Origin of the sequence: Flavobacterium sediminis (assembly GCF_003148385.1) — a bacterium.
GTDB classification, from domain to species: Bacteria; Bacteroidota; Bacteroidia; order Flavobacteriales; family Flavobacteriaceae; genus Flavobacterium; species Flavobacterium sediminis.
Genome location: NZ_CP029463.1, coordinates 3,089,548 through 3,108,929, shown reverse-complemented (window position 1 = coordinate 3,108,929; position 19,382 = coordinate 3,089,548). Strand labels below are relative to the sequence as shown.

Annotated in this window: 13 protein-coding genes and 1 pseudogene; 9 read left to right on the top strand and 5 right to left on the bottom strand. The window is 34.7% G+C overall.

The window, feature by feature from the left end:
• Positions 1-3: 3 nt before the first annotated feature.
• From DI487_RS14420 to DI487_RS14405, 4 genes are all read left to right on the top strand, one after another.
• Positions 4-2,634 (top strand): putative LPS assembly protein LptD, encoded by a 2,631-nt coding sequence (locus DI487_RS14420; protein WP_245896432.1) that lies wholly within the window; start codon positions 4-6, stop codon positions 2,632-2,634.
• Positions 2,635-2,651: 17 nt separating this feature from the next.
• A complete protein-coding gene (locus DI487_RS14415; protein WP_109570263.1) occupies positions 2,652-3,032 on the top strand; it encodes a RidA family protein in 381 nt (126 codons plus the stop codon).
• A gap of 90 nt (positions 3,033-3,122) precedes the next feature.
• Positions 3,123-5,024 carry a transglutaminase-like domain-containing protein gene (locus tag DI487_RS14410; protein WP_109570262.1) on the top strand — a complete coding sequence of 634 codons (1,902 nt, stop codon included), beginning with the start codon at positions 3,123-3,125 and terminating at the stop codon, positions 5,022-5,024.
• Between the two features lie 9 nt (positions 5,025-5,033).
• Entirely contained in the window at positions 5,034-7,196 is a 2,163-nt protein-coding gene (locus tag DI487_RS14405; RefSeq protein ID WP_109570261.1) for a DUF3857 domain-containing protein, read from the top strand.
• A gap of 42 nt (positions 7,197-7,238) precedes the next feature.
• Here the strand turns inward: DI487_RS14405 and DI487_RS14400 are convergent, their stop codons facing one another.
• The 5 genes and pseudogenes from DI487_RS14400 to DI487_RS14380 form a co-directional block, all read right to left on the bottom strand.
• Complete coding sequence (locus DI487_RS14400; protein ID WP_109570260.1) at positions 7,239-7,622, bottom strand: methylglyoxal synthase; 384 nt, start codon at positions 7,620-7,622, stop codon at positions 7,239-7,241.
• Between the two features lie 55 nt (positions 7,623-7,677).
• On the bottom strand, positions 7,678-8,529 hold the full coding sequence (locus DI487_RS14395; RefSeq protein ID WP_109570259.1) for a BadF/BadG/BcrA/BcrD ATPase family protein: 852 nt from the start codon (positions 8,527-8,529) through the stop codon (positions 7,678-7,680).
• A gap of 75 nt (positions 8,530-8,604) precedes the next feature.
• Positions 8,605-9,612, bottom strand: coding sequence for a type I glyceraldehyde-3-phosphate dehydrogenase (gene gap / locus DI487_RS14390; RefSeq protein WP_109570258.1), 1,008 nt, complete (start codon positions 9,610-9,612; stop codon positions 8,605-8,607).
• Between the two features lie 30 nt (positions 9,613-9,642).
• A pseudogene (gene pfkA / locus DI487_RS14385) lies at positions 9,643-10,628 on the bottom strand (6-phosphofructokinase).
• 126 nt (positions 10,629-10,754) lie between these two features.
• Positions 10,755-15,197, bottom strand: coding sequence for a translocation/assembly module TamB domain-containing protein (locus DI487_RS14380; protein ID WP_245896430.1), 4,443 nt, complete (start codon positions 15,195-15,197; stop codon positions 10,755-10,757).
• Between the two features lie 160 nt (positions 15,198-15,357).
• On the opposite strand from DI487_RS14380, the gene tsaD reads away from it, so the two are divergent.
• From tsaD to DI487_RS14355, 5 genes are all read left to right on the top strand, one after another.
• Positions 15,358-16,380, top strand: a complete 1,023-nt coding sequence (gene tsaD, locus DI487_RS14375; RefSeq protein ID WP_109570257.1) for a tRNA (adenosine(37)-N6)-threonylcarbamoyltransferase complex transferase subunit TsaD — start codon at positions 15,358-15,360, stop codon at positions 16,378-16,380.
• Positions 16,381-16,384: 4 nt separating this feature from the next.
• Positions 16,385-17,089 (top strand): 16S rRNA (uracil(1498)-N(3))-methyltransferase, encoded by a 705-nt coding sequence (locus DI487_RS14370; protein ID WP_109570694.1) that lies wholly within the window; start codon positions 16,385-16,387, stop codon positions 17,087-17,089.
• Positions 17,090-17,095: 6 nt separating this feature from the next.
• The gene (locus DI487_RS14365; protein WP_109570256.1) at positions 17,096-17,749 is read left to right on the top strand and encodes a DUF4159 domain-containing protein; all 654 of its coding nucleotides are present in this window, start codon (positions 17,096-17,098) and stop codon (positions 17,747-17,749) included.
• Positions 17,750-17,752: 3 nt separating this feature from the next.
• A complete protein-coding gene (locus DI487_RS14360) occupies positions 17,753-18,265 on the top strand; it encodes a TrmH family RNA methyltransferase (RefSeq protein ID WP_109570255.1) in 513 nt (170 codons plus the stop codon).
• Between the two features lie 118 nt (positions 18,266-18,383).
• Positions 18,384-19,352 (top strand): zinc metalloprotease, encoded by a 969-nt coding sequence (locus tag DI487_RS14355; RefSeq protein WP_109570254.1) that lies wholly within the window; start codon positions 18,384-18,386, stop codon positions 19,350-19,352.
• The last annotated feature ends 30 nt before the right edge of the window (positions 19,353-19,382 follow it).

Here is a 19,382-nt window from a genome sequence, read left to right as displayed (position 1 = left end):
ACAATGGGAAACCAGGCTCTTTTTTCGCAAGAAATCAAAGCAGCTGATTCCATTCATGTTTCCGAAGATTTTTTTGCTAATGTAAAAGATACGGTCGAGACCGTTCAGGATAGTATAAAAAAAGATAGTGTAAAACCTAAGAAACCTACTTTAGAGGGTATTGTAAAACGTGTCGCTAAAGATTACGAAAAATTCGATCAGAAGAACAAACAACTTACCTTATATAATGAAGCTGAATTATACTACACCGATATTGAATTAAAATCCGGTATCATTGTTTTGGATTATAATAAAAGTGAAGTATATGCCGGAAGAATAAAAGACAGTGCCGGAAATTATTCGCAGTATCCTGTATTTAAACAAGGGAACAATGTCATAGAACCCGATTCTATTCGCTTTAATTTCAAGACAAAGAAAGCCTTGGTTTGGAATTCACGTACCAAACAAGGAGAAATGAACATAAAGGCAGAAATCTCTAAGCGTGAAAACGATTCTGTTTATTTCATGAGAAATGCCAGAGTTACCACTTCAAAGAACATAGACGATCCGGAATATTATTTTTTGATCCGAAAAGTAAAATTTGTACCGAAAAAGAAAGTAGTTGCCGGTTTAACCAATATGGTCATTGCTGATGTGCCTACCCCTATCGGGTTACCTTTTGCTTATTTCCCGATGACTGATGAAAGTACTTCCGGGTTTATCCTTCCTACTCCGGGACAATCTAACCAACAAGGATATTTCCTTCAGAACGGCGGGTATTATTTTGCGTTAAGTGATTATTATGATCTAGCCGTATTAGGTGATTATTATACGAACGGTAGTTATGGACTACGTTTTGAAAGTAGTTATGCCAAGCGTTATAAATTTAACGGAAGAATGAATTTCAGATTTGAGAACAACATTCAGAGTGAAAGAGGACTTCCTGATTATGCCGTTTCCAAACAATATAACATTCAATGGAGTCATAGTCAAGACTCTAAAGCTGCTGCAAATTCGAGATTCTCAGCTTCTGTGAACTTAGGAAGTAGTCAATATTACAGGCAGTCCGTAAACATGGTCAATGTCGGTTCCAGTCTGAACAACAACTTGAGTTCCTCTATTTCTTATTCCAAGACATTTCAGACCGTTCCTCAGGTCAACCTATCTCTTACAGCTACTCACAATCAAAATACAAACACCGAACAAATCAATATGACATTACCGACACTTCAATTAAGTGTTGACAGAGTTTATCCTTTTGCTCCGAAAGACGGAACTAAAAAAGGTTTCATAAAAAATATCAATTTACAATATAATCTAAGAGGCGAAAACAGAATTACTACTTACGATTCGTTGTTTTTTAAACCTCAGATGTTCAGAGATGCTAAAACAGGGTTCCAACATACTATTCCTATAAGTACAAACTTTAAAGTTTTCAGGTATTTTAGTGTCTCTACAACAGCTAATTACAATGAAGTTTGGACATTAAACACGATCAAAAAGAGTTTCAGCCCGACAGAAAATGCTGTTGTTACTGAAGATATCAAAGGTTTTGAAGCGTATAGAACCTACAATTTCAGCGCCGGAATAGGAACTTCTATCTATGGTACGTTTACTTTTGGTGAAGATAAGAAGATCCAGGCTATACGACATGTTATGCGTCCTAATGTTTCATGGGGCTATACCCCTAGTTTTGAAAAATACTATGATACCTATGCTATTGATGCTACAGGCAATAACTATTTGGAATATACCAAATTTGAAAACAGCATCTTCGGTGCTCCAGGCAGAACTTATGCTAATAGCTTAGGTTTTTCCTTGAACAATACTTTTGAAGCAAAAGTAAGAGATGATGAAAGCAAAACCGGCGAGCCTAAAAAAGTTATGCTTTTAAATAACTTAAATTTCTCTACCAGTTACAATTTAGCTGCAGATTCTTTAGCTTGGTCACCTTTACGAGTTTCAGGGGGAACACAATTCTTCAAACAAAAAATGAATGTTAATTTTGCAACGACTTTAGATCCTTATGCTATTGATAATTCAGGAACCAGAATCAATACTTTTAACATCGATAACGGCGGAAGTCTGTTTAGAATGACAAGCGCTAATATGACATTGAACTATTCCTTCTCCAGTAAAGATTTAGAAGGCGGTGATAAAAAAAGTGATGATACTAAGAACAATCAAACAGCCTTAAACGGAGGAAGAACAGATGATTTGTTCGGAACAGGATCTGATTTAAGTGATAACAGGCAGAGTCTATTCAATAAAGATGAGGAAGAAGAAGGAAGCAGCGGTGATTATGAATGGTACAACACAAAACTTCCTTGGGATCTGAGGGTTGCTTACTCTGTTACTTATAGCAACAACAACCGTCAAAACGAAATATCTTCCAACTCCTTAATGGCTTCCGGTAATGTTGAACTGGCCCCCAGATGGAAAGTAGGTTTTTCATCCGGTTATGACTTTAAGCAAAAAGGTGTTACTTTTACCCAACTAAGGTTTGAACGCGATCTTGAAAGCTGGAGAATGAGCTTTAACTGGGTTCCTTTCGGCACTAATACTTATTGGGGCTTCTTTATCGGGATCAGTTCTTCAATGTTAAGCGACATCAAATGGGAAAAACGTCAGCTACCGGATAGAGTTTTTAGATAATAATTTACTTCAAAAATATGAAAAAGATCATTTACACTGAAAAAGCTCCAGCTCCTATCGGACCTTATAATCAAGCAGTATTAGTAGGTAACACGTTATACACTTCAGGTCAAATTGCCATAAATCCGTCTAACGGAGAGTTAGTTTTAGATTCTATTGAAATAGAAACGGAACAGGTTATGCAAAATTTAAAAGCTATCTTAGAAGAAGTGGGCATGTCATTTGAAAACGTTATTAAATCCACTATATTCATTAGCGATATGGGAAATTTTGCAAAAATAAACGGTGTTTACGGTCAGTATTTTGATGAAAAAACCGCTCCGGCAAGAGAAACAGTACAAGTAGCTTGTTTACCTAAAAATGTGAATATCGAAATCTCTGTAATCGCTGTTCAATAGTCTAGTCTTTTCATTTAAAAGATAAATTTTACCTTTTAAAGTGTTTTTTGGAAGTATTTTTTTCATTACTATTGCAAAAATGATTGTTAAATGAAAAAAATTACTTCTTTGCTCCTATTAACCGGTCTCTTTACTTGGGGACAAGGAGTTAACCCTTCACCTACTGAAATAAAAAAAGCTCAGGAATTAAGAGCAATCTATGACAAATCTGATGTAGCTATCCTTAAAAGTACAGAAAAAGTAACTTTTGCTACCAGCAGAAACGATGAAAAAGTAGAAGTCAACCATTCCGTATCGGAAAGATTACTGAACATCAACAGCAGAGCTGATATTCATAAATATGAATTCTACGACAGTGAATCTGAGATCAATACTTTCTCAATTAAATTTAAGAACAGTAGAAAAGCAAATTTTTTTCCTGTTGATGAATTTTATAAGAGCAATGATCTTTTTTATAATGATGCACGCGTGAAATATTATCAGTTGGATTTTCCGGTTCAAGGCTATACTTACCTTTACGATATGGAAAAGAAAACAAATGATATAAAATACTTTACCACACTATATTTCAATGATGAATATCCGGTAATCGACAAAGAAGTTGTTATAACGGTTCCTAAATGGTTGAACTTAGAGATCAAAGAATTCAATTTTGAAGGACATGATATTACCAAAACCGTTAATTCGACTGCTGAAAGTACTACTTACAAATACGTAATAAAGAACCTGAAACCGGGAGCAAAAGAAGAAAACAAACCCGGACCAAGTTATTTATACCCTCACCTACTGTTCCTTGCCAAATCATTTATGCACGGGAAAGAAACCACAACTCTGTTTAATGAAACAGCTGACTTATATAAATGGTATAAATCATTGATCGATTCTATGGAAGATGATCCTACTGTTTATGCTGAAAAAGTTAAAGAATTGACTAAAGATGCTAAGACCGATGAAGAGAAAGTAAAAAATATCTATTATTGGGTACAAGACAACATCCGCTACATTGCATTTGAAGACGGTATAGCCGGTTTTAAACCTGACGAATCCAATAATGTTTTTACTAAACGCTACGGTGATTGTAAGGGTATGGCAAATTTAATTAAGCAAATGCTTAAACAAGCCGGTTTTGATGCCCGGCTTTGCTGGATAGGAACCAATCACATTGCCTATAGCTATGATCTGCCTTCACTTTCTGTAGACAATCACATGATTTGTGCATGGTTTAAAGACGGAAAGCACTATTTTCTGGATGGTACAGAGAAATACAATTCATTAGGCGAATATGCTAATCGCATACAAGGTAAACAGGTTTTAATAGAAGACGGAGAACAGTATATTCTTGACAGAATTCCTACCCAACCTTCTGCTTTTAACAAAGAGACTAAAACAATCACTTATACGATCGCTGATGAAGACCTTGTAGGGCATGTACATCAGGAATTAGCAGGCGAATCTAAAGCCTCTTTCTTATATGCTTACAACCACATTAAAAACGATAAAAAGGAAGATGCACTTAACTGGTATTTGTCCGGAGGTGACAAAAACAACGCTATTACAACTATTAAAACATCTGATCTAAGTAACCGGGACATTAAACTGATCATTGATTATGATTGCACCCTAAAAAATCAGGTATCTTCTTTTGATAATGAGATCTATGTCGATTTTGATTACAGTAAAGAATATAAAGGCTATGATTTTGAAACCCGGGAGGAAGATTTTGTATTCAGCTTTAAACCTTTTGATGACATTACCACTATTTTTAATATTCCTGACGGATATAAAGTAACAAAATTACCGGAAAACAGATCTTTTAAAAGTGATGATTATACCATTTCAATGACTTTTGAGACCAAAGGAAATCAAATTATCTATCGCAAAATATTTGACTTTAGTTCCGGAAAAATCAGAAAAGCTGATTTTGAGAACTGGAATAAAAATTTTAAAGAGCTCTCAAGTCTTTACTCAGAACAAATCGTACTATCAAAATAATTTTACTACATGAAAAAATACCTTTTATTATGTTTTAGCCTGATGAGCATTATGCTAAATGCTCAAAAAGCCGATGAGATCAAAGAATTGTATTGGGGAGCAGATGATCCGTACAAAAATGTAACCTCAGTACCCGACAAATACAAAAATGAATCGGCCGTTATCATTTATAAAAATGAGAATTATGACTTTCATAAGTTCATGGCTAAAGTAACTTATACTTCTTCTGTCAGAAAAAGAATAAAATTACTCGATCAGGCAGCTGTTAAACGATTTTCTGAATTTTCTTTTGAATCCAACTTTATCTCTAATCGCGGAGCCTATTATTACAACAGAAAAAGCAGTGAAGTGACTGTAGGGGTCAAAATCATCAAACCGGATGGAAAAGAAATTGAAATCGATGTAAATAAAGAGGCTGTAAAACAAGACGGCTCTACAAAAGTTGCTATATCCAACCTTGAGGTGGGTGATATTATTGATTATTATTTTCATACTGTTGAGCCTTTTGTTTCCGTCTTAGAATACGGATTTGCACCGGTGGAAACCACTTTAGGTGAAAACTATCCGGTTTTAAACCTGAAAATTCTTTTTAAAACAGAGAATGACTTTTTTGTAAACTTCAATTCGTATAACGGAGCTCCTCCTTTGAAAAAAGTAGAAACTAAAAAAGGTAATGACCGAATCTATGAATTAGTGGCTCAGGATATTGAAAAAAATGATTTCCCCAGATGGTTCTTACCTTTGGTAGAAATGCCATGCTATAAATTTCAGGTGTTTTTTGCCCGTTCCGGAAAATTTGAAAAAAGAGCAGATGCCTTCTTACCGGAAAAAGAAAACATTATAAAAAGTGTTGTTACAAAAGAAGACATTTTTAATTATTATGATTCAAAATTTTCTCCTAACGGGGAATTAAAACCGGTAAACGAATTTTTGAAAGGAAAAACATTTGCTTCAGAAGAAGAAAAGATAATGGCTGTTTATTACTTTATCAGACATGAATACTTCACCCGTTATATTGAGGCTTTTGTAGTTGATGAAGCTAAAATTATATCGTATCCTTATAATTTGTATGACTACCCTATTTTCTTTAGAACTGAGGAAAATTTTATTAATTATTTCATGGAATATCTAAAGAAAAGTAAAATTGATTATGAGATCATCATTGCTACTGGAAGAGAAAATGGTCCCATCAAGGATATTTTAATTCAGCAAAATGCGAAAGTACTTTTAAAAATAAATACACCTAATCCGATCTATTTGAGCTCACTAGACTCTTTCAGTGTACCGAATCAATTTGATTCAGAAATTGAAGGTACACAAGCTTATGCGCTTAAAGTCGCTAAAAGTAAAAAAGTAACGGATATAGAAGAAATTACTCTTCCTCATTCCACAAATACTGATAATCATTCTGCTACAGTGACTAATGTTAAATTAACTGACAATTTCAGCAGTCTTCAGATTGAAAAGCAAACAGACCTTTATGGTCATAATAAAGAATTTGAACAAAAAAGTAAAATCAATTTTTACGACTATGTTAACGAAGATTATGAAAAATACGGCACAACACCTTTGTTAGACTTAGTAAAAAACAAAAAAAGAAAAGAACAGTATAAAAAAGAATACGACGCTTTATTAACTAAGTTAAAGGATAAGCAAACTGAAAAATTTAAGGAGGAACTTGAAAAAGAGTTTGAGACTAAAATAGAAGATTTGAGTTTTAAAATCATCAATACCGGAAGATTCGGAAAAGACACTCCTCTTTCTTTCAGTGAAAGCTTCAAGATCAAAGACAACTTTATTAAAAAAGCGGGTTCTAATTATATTATTGAGTTGGGAAAATTAATTGATTCGCAAGTAGATATTAAAGACAAAGAAAAAGACAGGACCAATAATATTTACATGAGTTTTCCAAGAGCTTTTGATTATACGATCAACTTAACAATACCTGACGGTTATACTGTTTCCGGAATTGACAAGTTCAACAAAAATGTAAGTAATGCTACCGGTTCTTTTATCAGTACTGCTGAAATAAAAGAAAATGTATTAACCATACATGCAACGAAGAAATACAATCACAATTATGAACCTGTTACCAACTGGTCTCAAATGATCGACTTCCTTGACACTGCTTACCAGTTCACTCAGGAAAAGATTTTACTTAAAAAGTTATAAGAAATAAAAAAAAAGGGAAGTTTAAAACTTCCCTTTTATATTTTAATCGATAGTTAAAGCATTCAATAAAAGTTGTGCAGTAGCTTCATTAGTTGCCAAAGGAACATTGTGAACATCACAAATCCTGATCAACATATTGATATCCGGTTCGTGCGGATGACTGGAATTAGGATCTTTAAAGAACAGAACCATATCCGTTTTTCCTTCAGCGACTCTTGCCGCTATTTGAGCATCACCTCCTTGCGGTCCCGAAAGCATTTTCTTTACTTTAATTCCAATACTTTCTACTTTACCTCCGGTTGTACCGGTAGCAATGATCCTTATTTTCTCGCGTATTAATATTTCTTTGTTTTTATTAATAAACTGTACCATATCAGCCTTTTTTCCATCGTGTGCAATAACGGCTATCTCATAAGGTTTCTTCATAAACAAATAATTTTAGTAAATATAAAAAAACCACGTTAAAAACGTGGTTTCTATTTTATTTATTCAATACATGGTATTCGATTAATCCGTCTATAGGCCTTCTTAAAACATTGCCTAAGACAATTCCGTGTTTATCCAGTATTTCTTTTAATTCGTCTTTCAGGTAAAAACCGATAGACCCTACAAAATGAACAGGAACTTCTTTATAATTTTCAAACTGTTTGATATAGTTGTCTACAAAAGCTTCCATTTCTTCAAAGATATAGGCTCTGCAAAATTCTGAATCCTTGTGTCTGATCAAAAATTTAGCAAAAGTTGCTAAATAAGCATTAGGATTAGGCTCTTTGTATAATTTATTCTTAACAAAATCGGCATCTACATTAAATTCCCTTTCAAATTCTTTAGCCAGATCTTCCGGCATTTTATTAAAAAAATAACCTCTTAACAAATGACGTCCGAATCTGTTCCCGCTACAATCATCCATGGCTATATAACCTAACGACTGTACTTTTTGGTGCAATTCCTCACCGTCAAAATAACTACAGTTTGAACCGGTTCCTAAAATGCTGATAATGGCTTGCTGTCCTTTAGGAGCCGTAGCATAAGCTGCAGCATAAGTATCTTCATGAACATTTACATCAGCATTGACAAAATAACCTTTAAAAACTTCGGCTAAAAAGTTTTTCATTCTGTCTGTTCCACAACCTGCACCGTAAAAATACAAGTGCGTTGCTTTTTGTTTGTTATGCGAAATATCAAACTTGTCGTTCAGTCGTTTTACAACTTCTTCTTTAGACAAAACCTCAGGATTTAAGCCAAGTGTTTGAGTAGTAAACAATACTTTCCCACTCTCATCTATAGCAATCCAGTCGGCCTTAGTTGATCCGCTATCTACTATTAATTTCATTTTGTTAGGCGTTAGATAAATTAAAAATCCTTTGCCTTGAAAATCAAGAACAAAGGATTAAAACTACTACTCTTTTTACAAAGAAGCAATGTGTACAGATAAATCTAACAACTTACTCGAATATCCATACTCATTATCGTACCAAGAAACCAGTTTAAAGAATGTTGAATTCAAACCGATTCCTGCTTTAGAATCTACAATTGACGTACGAGAATCTGAAATAAAATCCTGAGAAACCACATCATCTTCAGTAAAACCTAAAATACCTTTCATTGACGTTTCTGAAGCATTTTTTAGAACTTTCATGATCTCTTCGTACGAAGTTTCTTTTGCCAATTTTACAGTTAAATCTACAACTGAAACATCAGCAGTAGGAACACGCATTGACATACCTGTTAGTTTTCCGTTCAATTCAGGAATTACTTTTCCAACAGCTTTTGCTGCTCCTGTTGAAGCCGGAATAATATTTAATAAAGCAGCTCTACCTCCACGGAAATCTTTTCTTGAAGGTCCGTCTACTGTTAACTGAGTTGCTGTTGTAGCGTGAACTGTAGTCATTAAACCTTCTACAATTCCGAAGTTATCATTGATTACTTTGGCTAACGGAGCCAAACAGTTAGTTGTACAAGACGCATTAGACACGATCACGTCTGCAGCAGTTGCTTTTTCATGATTTACTCCCATTACAAACATTGGAGCATCAGCAGAAGGAGCTGAAATCACTACTTTTTTAGCACCTCCTTTAATATGAGCCTGAGCTTTATCTAATGTGGTAAAAATACCGGTACATTCTGCAACAACGTCAACATCTACTTTTTCATCGTCCCACTTGATTAAAGTCGGATCTTTTTCGGCAGTAACTCGGATGAATTTATCGTTTACATAAAGTTGACCGTCTTTTACTTCAACTTTTCCGTTAAACTTTCCGTGAACTGAATCATATTTCAATAAGTAAGCTAAGTGATCTACGTCTAATAAATCATTAATCGCCACTACTTCTATATTATCTCTGTTCATTGATTCTCTGAAAACAATTCGACCGATTCTTCCGAATCCGTTAATACCTAATTTAACTTTTGACATTTTTATTGTTTTTAATTATTATCTTTTATTTTAAATTGACATGATGTCGGAAACTCTCAACAATTCTCTATCAATTTCATAATGACCTTTGATAGCTTGTTCTAACGGAGTCAGTTCCACTTTATCACTGATAAGTCCGACCATAAAGTTAGATTTTCCTTCTAACAAAGACTCTACGGCTTTCACTCCTAATCTTGAAGCTAATACTCGGTCAAAACATGAAGGAGCTCCCCCGCGTTGCATGTGTCCTAAAACAGAAACCCGAACATCATATTCCGGCAGGTTCTCTTCTACATAATCTTTTAATTCAAAAACATTTTTACCGATCTTATCCCCTTCTGCTACGACTACGATACTTGATGATTTTCCGGAACTTTTACTTCTTTCCAATGACTCTAATAAACGTTCCAACCCATATCTTCCTCCGGGATCAAAATTTCTTCTGCTCCTGCACCGATTCCGGCATTTAATGCTATATGACCGGCATCTCTTCCCATCACTTCCACAAAGAACAAACGATTATGAGAACTGGCTGTATCTCTAATCTTATCGATAGCTTCCACAACGGTATTAAGAGCTGTATCGTAACCTAATGTATGACTGGTTCCGTAAATGTCATTATCAATTGTTCCGGGAATTCCCATTACCGGAAAACCGTATTCCTTATTAAATACTTCCGCACCGGTAAACGATCCGTCTCCGCCTATAACTACCAAAGCATCAACTCCGACAGCTTTTAAATGTTCATAAGCTTTTTTGCGACCTTCTGCGGTCATGAACTCTTTAGAACGAGCTGATTTTAAAACCGTTCCGCCTTTGTTTACAATATTATTAACAGTACGAGGTCCCATTTCCTTGAAGTCTCCTTCAATCATTCCTTGGTAGCCTCTGTACACACCGATACATTCCACTTGATGAAAAGCGCAAGTTCTAACAACCGAACGAATAGCAGCATTCATTCCCGGAGCATCTCCTCCTGAAGTTAAAACAGCAATTTTCTTAATGTTTAATGACATATTTTTCATTTTGTAGTGTAAATTTAGAAAAGGAAATTAATAAAAAATAATTAATAGGCTCTATTTTTATCGTTTCAGCAAAATTCAAACGTTTTCGTTGATAACTTTTTAATAAATGACGTATTTCTACTCTATTTCCGGCACTTTCTGCACATCGTCAGAATCTTTAGAATCTGATTTTCTTTGTTTTCTGTCATTGACAAAATTTAAAAAGTCCGGTGGCAAATCAGAATCCGGTAAATCATTAGAAGAATCACTTGAAGATTCTTCTTCTTTTTTCGCTTTGAATATTTTTTTGATCAGTTCCCGGAAGTTATCAAAATCCACGCTGTAGGTCAAACCGATACCCTGTGTATAACCAATACCTTCCCCTATATAATTGATATCATTTTCCTTATTGAAAACTCTTGCTTTAAACGAACCGTCCTTACTCAACTGCATTTGAGCTTCAACGTTTCCGACTAAAACTGATTCGGTCACACCTCCTACAGGAACTCCTAATTTACCGTTAATAGTAATCTTATCATTAATCTGAGTGTTTAAAGTAACCCCAACTCTATCGGAAACCTGATTAACTCTGTCTCCCTGACTATAATCAACTCCTAAGCGAAGCTTGCTGTCTTCATCTGCAAAAATATCGTTGAACAAGGAACTGGCTCTTTCAAACAAAGGTCCGTAAGCGGCATTTCCTGCTGTTTCTGCTGTTACAAAAGAACCGGTTGACAATAAAGCAAAAGCCTGATTCTGACGTGTATCTTTATCTTGTAAACGGTATTCGATCTCACTTTTCAGTACTGAGCTAACCGTTGGAAAATTAATATTGAAATCGGGCTGCGGATTGCTTAAATTACCGTTAATCAGAATAGAAACATCTGTATCCACTTTTCTGTTAAATGAAGCGCTCTCTAATAAAACTCCCGGATTAGCCTGTGTGTGGTAAACCGCTTCTAAATTCAGAATCGCATTCATAGGCTCTCCTTCCCAACGAATGGTTCCTCCTCTCTTTACTGAGAATTTCTTATCTATTAATCCCGCATATTTGAAACGGTACTCACCTTCTTCAACTAAAAAGTCACCATACATTAAAAACTTCCCGAGCGTATTGATCTCCATTTTCATGGAACCATATCCTCTCCCTTTCATAGCATGACCTGACTCCCGATCCAGAATTACTTCGATCTCTGCATCAGTATCAATATCAAAATCAAAACTTAACTCAATTCCCTGATATTTATTTTTAATAATTGTGTATCCGTATTTTGCATTTAATTTTTCTTCCCGCGTAATAAAATTCAGGAATGAATTATCTCCGATTTCCTCTGAATCATTTACCGGAATTTTAATGGATGTTCCTTTTTCCGATTCCCCTACTACATTAATAAACAAAGCATCTGTAGGTCCGGTTATGGTTGCATAACCATTCATAAAAGCTGTCCCGTAATAATAAACATCATCATCGTCTTTTGTATCAAGAGCTAAGATATTATGAGATTTAAGTTCCAAATCCATTTCCCAATTATCAAACGCTTCATGCTTTACACTACCGTTTAAAATTCCTGAAGTATTATACTTGGTATCAGTTATTCTGATATTTCGGAATAAGAATTGGTGTTCCGTAACGTCAACTATAGCGTTCTTCTCAAATTCATAATCTACATTTAAGTACGGAATCCGTAGACCTGAATCATTCAGGTAAAGTCTACCGTCTACTTCCGGTCTATTAATGGTTCCGGCAATAGTTGCTTTTCCCGTTGCATTTCCTCTGACATCTGAAACGATTGAACTTAGTAAAGGACCGAATGGTGTAAGTGAAAATTTATCGAATGAAGCTTCCAGATTCAGGTTTGAACTATCATTGTCATTTGTAATATCACCGTACAATTCAAATGTACGTTCTCCGTTTTGTTTGATCGCTGATTTTACATCGAAACGATTAAAATCATCATTTCCCTCAACATTGAACACTAAGTCTCCAACCGGATAATTATTAATACTCAGGCTGTCAATCTTGATACGGGAAGACGGTTTGTAAATTTTTTTATTTTGCTTAAGCGTACTGAATCCGTTCAGTTTCCCTTTAAAAGACAAGCTATCAATTGAAGGCGTTAATTTTTCCAGATCTACATCATGAAAAACAAGATTAAGATCCTTTTCAGTAGAATCTTTCATTGTCCCGAAAAAACTCATGTATTGTTCATTATGAGAAAGACTGATCTTCTCAAAATTAAAATCTGTTAACTTTTTATCAAAAACTATTTTGTTGTCATTCGTTTCTTTCTCGTTGATAAACCATAAATAATCTTTCAATCTGATCTCAGATCTTTTGAAACCTACAACTGATTTTTTATCTTCATCAATAGTGTGGTATAAATTCAATGAAAACTGATCCTGATCTTTATTTCCACCGTTAAACTCTGTTCTCACAAACAACGTATCATTCATGGTAATATTGATCAGGTTAAAATCGGAAACCCTATATTTCCCCACCCGCATACTGTCCATTACGACATAAGTGTTGTACAATGGATTCTTATTGTCCACATCTATTTTGATATTACTAAAGGTTCCCTTAAAGGCTAAGACTTCCGGTGAAGTAAAATCCAGTTCAAACTTACCGCTATCTCCGTTGATTTTTCCTTTGAGCTTTGTATTTTGTGAAATGGAAACTTCCGGAACAAAAACTTCCACAATCTTATTATAGATCGTAAAATTAAAGTCTAAGAATTGTTCTTTATCTAATTTATTCGGAACATAATTAGCATACAAACTTCCTACCGCATTTTCAAGCATTTTCACTACTTGATTTATTTTATATTTACCAACAACCTTCCCTTGAATAATATCTGTTGAATTTACTGATATAGTTCTCACTTTTTCCTCATCAAAGGAAGAAGTAATCTGAAAATCGTTAAAGAAATACGATTTTTTAATGTTTTGATACGACACATTTTCAAGAACTAATTTCCCGTCCAGATCATCAAAACCATTTCCTTTTGCATCGAAACTGACTTTTCCTTTAAAAATGGAGATCGTATCCTTTTTGTTGAAATGCAAAGCATAGAGATCAGCATAATCAATTTGAGAAACAAAATTGTAATTTTTAATTTTTGAACTCATATCGATCACACCGTCAAAATCCATTCGCAAATTAGGATCGTTACTATTGAAATATCCTTTAAAATAAGGCATTTTCATAGTTCCGTCAACTGTAACATTATGGTAATTGTAATTGTTATAATAAAAGGATTCTATTTTCCCTTTTATTGAAGTATTGAGATATTCCTGCGTAAATCCTTGTCCATCTACTTTAGCACTACCGGATACGGTTCCGATCGTAGCATCGTTTAAAAGAATTCCGACATTAAACTTATTCAACGTTAAATCCCCTTGATATTTTGCGTTATCGATATTATCAATATCCTGAATATTCAGGTCGGCATCTACTATTCCTATTGAAGATACCAGATAAACATCCGAATTGATGTATTTATTAGTAAGCTCAACATCTCCTGAAATATTCACACTCCCCAGTTTCGCTAAAGAACTAGGCAAATTTTCACCTAAAATACGAGGCAAAATATTCCCTAAATTACCATAATTAGAGCTGATCCTTGTAAAGTTTCCTTTTATCTTAAAAGAGTCCTCTTTGGCAAACAAATTCTGAAACGTAACATTACCTACTATTTCTGATTGGTTCTTATCCAGAAGCTTTAAATTCCGGGTCGTAAAATTATTTAATGTTCCTACCAAATGTGTATCCAGATAAAAAACATTATCCTTCCCGAATTCATTATAAAAGTAATTCAGATCATTTGAAGCTATTGAAACTTTATCAAACTCAGCATCAAAGACAACTTTATTGTTAAAATCTGCAAAATCTTCTCGTTTATAACGCAATTCAACTTTCCCGACAACATGAGATTCTTCTGAATTCATATCTAAATTATCCAAAAGGATATTCTTCTTCGTATAGGTAAAGTCTGAAGTCAGTTTTTCTACTTTTAAACCTCTGTAATCTTGCAATGTCAGTTCCTTTATAAAAGTAGTTACATCCGGACCTTTTATATAAAAATCTTCTAACCTCCCTCCCAGATCCGTAAAATCTAAAAGTTTAGGATTATTCAGGTTCTGATTGATATATCTAAAACGGCTTTCGTAAACATTAAAGGCATCGACTTTCATTCTGAACTTACCGGATGAAGGAGTACCGTCGTCAAAAGCTGCTACAAACTTATCCAGATTAGTCTCTTTTTCCCCTTTGTATTCGATGATCTTTGTATCCAGTCCGTGAATGGTGACTTCTCCCAGATATGGATGTCCTTTTTGGTATAGTGCTTTGAAATTTAAAATGGAAGTATTAAGTTTTTCTATATAGAACAACGTGTCTTTGTGGTGATCTCTTACCAGCACATCTCCCAGCTTTACATTTCCGAAAGGAGAAATAGCCACACGATCAATAGTAATATCCGTACCAAACTCCTTATTCAGTGCGTCAGTGGCATAACGTCCTAAAAAAGTTTGTACAAAAGGTAACGACAATAATATTCCTAACAGCAGTAAGAATAACAAAAGGTAAGTTACCGTGCGAACTATTATTTTTTTTACTTTTCCGATAGCTTATTTTATTCGTAAATTTGCTGAAAAATCAGCAAAAAACACAATTTAACAAAAGTAATGAATTTTGTAAGATATTTACAAGTTAGAATTCATCAAATTTTATGCCTTTTTTATGAGTACTGAAAACATTTACACCTTAGCAATAGAAAGTTCTTGCGATGACACTTCAGCAGCTGTTTTGCTTAACGATAAAGTACTATCGAATATTGTGGCAAGACAGTCTGTTCACGAAGAATATGGTGGCGTTGTTCCGGAGCTTGCTTCCAGAGCTCACCAGCAAAATATTGTTCCTGTTGTAGATGTTGCCTTAAAAAAAGCTGGAATCCGAAAAAATGACCTGTCTTGTATCGCTTTTACACAAGGACCGGGACTCATGGGGTCTTTACTTGTAGGTGGTTCTTTTGCTAAATCTATGAGCCTTGCATTAGAGATTCCTCTTATTGCCGTCAATCATATGAAAGCACATATTCTGGCTCACTTCATTGCAGAAGAAGGATTTGACAAACCTTCCTTTCCGTTTTTAGCTTTAACCATTTCCGGAGGACATACTCAAATTGTAAAAGTAAACAGCTTCTTTGACATGGAAATAATCGGCGAAACTACTGACGATGCGGTGGGTGAAGCTTTTGATAAATCTGCTAAAATACTAGGATTACCTTATCCCGGAGGACCACTAATTGATAAATTTGCCCAAGAAGGAAACCCCAAGGCATTTCCGTTCACTAAACCCAAAGTAGATGGTTTAAATTTCAGTTTCAGCGGATTAAAAACACAAATTTTATATTTCATACAGAAAAAAGTCGCTGAAAACCCTGATTTCATAGAAGAGAATAAAGCCGATATCTGTGCTTCCATTCAATATACCATTATCAATATATTAATGGATAAGCTAAAAGAAGCCGTCAAACAAACCGGCATTAAACAAATTGCTATTGGTGGCGGTGTTTCTGCAAACTCCGGAATTCGTAAAACGCTGAAAGAAGCTGAAAAAAAATACGGCTGGAAAACTTTTATTCCTAAATTTGAATACACAACCGATAATGCGGCTATGATCGGCATTGTGGGATATTATAATTTTTTAGAACATAATTTCAGTCACTCTGATATTGTTTCTAAAGCAAGAATCGAATTTTAAACACATGCAATTATTCTATAACGCTAACATTCAAGATTCGGATACTTTCTTTACTTTTGACAAAGAAGAAAGCAGACATATTGTCAAAGTATTACGCAAATCCGAAGGTGATATTGTCTTTATAACAAACGGCTTAGGTACTTTATTTACATCTGAGATTAGCATTGCTTCAGATAAAAAATGTGAAGTTAAAATCACAGAGATCCGCTCTTTTCCTAAATCAGAATATCATTTACATATTGCTGTAGCACCGACAAAAATGAACGACCGACTGGAATGGTTCTTAGAAAAAGCAACTGAAATAGGCATTCAGGAGATCACACCTGTTATCTGTGAACATTCTGAGCGTAAAGTTTATAAAACTGACCGGGCTGAAAAAATTTTACAATCAGCCATGAAACAATCGTTGCAATATTATTTGCCAAAAATCAATGAACCGGTTTCTTTTAAAGATTTTATTCAGAAGGCTACTGCCCAAAATAAATTCATTGCCCATTGTGTGGAAAGCGAACGAAAATCATTAAAAGATTGCATCAAACCAAAAGAAGAATATCTGATCTTAATTGGTCCCGAAGGTGATTTTTCCGAAAAAGAAATTGAATTAGCTTTAACCAATAACTATCAGGCTGTATTGCTTGGCAACACTCGCTTAAGAACAGAAACAGCTGCTTTAGTAGCATGTCATACGGTTGCCCTGTTAAATGAATAACTGACTATGAAAAAAAAGAGATTGATTTTTAATGTAGTAATAAGTATACTACTGTTTAATTGGGGATTCTCTCAGGATATTGCACTACTTAAATATTCCGGCGGAGGCGATTGGTATGCTAACCCTACTTCCTTACCTAATTTAGTAGCTTTCTGTAACCAAAATGCTCATACTAAGATCAATCCTAAAATCAATACGGTAACAGCCGAAAGTTCTGAATTGTTCTCCTACCCTTTTATTCATATGACCGGACACGGGAATGTTCTCTTTTCACCCAATGAAGTTGAGAATTTAAGAAATTACCTGAATTCCGGCGGCTTTTTACATATCGACGACAATTACGGAATAGACGAATATATTCGCAGGGAAATTAAAAAAATTTTCCCGAATGACGATTTAGTTGAAATTCCTGTAAACCATCCTATTTTTAAGGCTCCTTATAAATTTCCTAACGGACTTCCGAAAATCCATGAACACGACAATAAAAGGCCTCAAGCTTTCGGAATCTTTAGTGGTGACCGGCTAGTATTGCTTTATACTTATGAATGTGACTTAGGAGACGGTTGGGAAGACACAGAAGTACACAACGACCCCGAAAGCGTTCGTATGAAAGCGTTACAAATGGGAGCCAATATTCTCTATTATATTTTCAGTAACTAAAATTTGGAACAACTTACCCATTATAACAGTTCTTTTGAACCCCGTCGTTTCCCTATAACCGTTATTTGTGATGCGGTTTATTTTCAGCAAAATATCGGCAGTATATTTAGAATTTGTGATGCATTCGGTGTTTCCAAAATCCTCTTTACCGGAGAGCATTTTATTTTTTCGGAACGAAAAATCAACAAAACTTCCCGCAATACTCACAAAACAGTTCCTTTTGAAATTATAAAAGATAAAGAGCTTCTCATTGAGCGACTAAAAAAAGACAACTTTTACCTTATTGCTATTGAAATTACGGATAACAGTATCCCTATCGAAAACCTTCAGTTAAAAGACAAAAAGGCAACACCATTAGCACTCATCATCGGAAATGAGATCTCCGGGATATCAAAAGAATTATTACGTATATCTGATCAGACTGCCCATATCAATATGTATGGTCAAAACAGTAGTATGAATGTTGTACAAGCCTTATCCATTGGACTTTTCGCAATAACACAAGCTATAAAATAATATTCTTACAAAAATTTTCTTCTATTTTTTAGGTTTATTAACTTTTTATTATAAATTTGTTATAATAATTTAAACTATTAACCTAATTGTATTTTTATTAACAAATTTTTTTAAAATTATGAGAAAATTATTTTTATCTGTTGCCGTAGCAGCGGTATTATTTTCTTGCAGCAATGAAGAAAATAATAGTGAAATGGAAATCAGTAACAATTCGGTTACTAGTAGAAATTGTGCTTCAAACGATGTTTTGGAAGCTCAATTAAAAGAAAATCCACAATTAGCCGTGAAAATGGCTGAAATTGAAAATTTCACTGAAAGCTTTTTAAACAATCCTACGAGTCAAATGCGTTTAGTAAACGGTAGTATTGAAATCCCTGTTGTGGTAAATGTTTTATACAACTCTGCTTCTGAAAATATTTCTTTAGCACAAATCCAATCTCAAATTGATATCTTGAATCAGGATTTTAACGGAAATAATCCCGATTTCAACCAAGTTCCTTCACTTTTTAGTGGTGTAAAAGCAGATATCGGAATCTCTTTTGTCTTAGATAATGTCATCCGAAAATCAACCCGAAAATCATCATGGGGAACCAGAGATGCCATGAAAAGTAGCAAAAGAGGCGGAATTGATGCTACTAGCCCTGATACTAAGCTAAACATCTGGGTTTGTACAATCGGTGGTGGAATCTTAGGTTACGCTCAGTTTCCGGGAGGTTCTTCTTCTACTGACGGTGTAGTAATTGATTCCAGATATTTCGGAAATACCGGTACTGCAACAGCTCCGTTTGACAAAGGTAGAACTGCTACTCACGAAATCGGTCACTGGATGAACTTAAGACACATTTGGGGTGATACAACTTGCGGAACTGACTATGTTGCGGATACTCCGACTCATAATACTGCGAATTACGGTTGTCCGTCATACCCTCATTATTCTACATGTAGCGGTACTCCGGTAGAAATGACAATGAACTACATGGATTACACTGACGATGCTTGTATGTATATGTTTACAAACGGGCAAAAAAGCAGAATGATGGCTATTTTTGCAGCCGGTGGTCCGAGAGAAACTTTTGCTCAACCTTAAAAAATATAAATTACACATAAAAACTCGCCT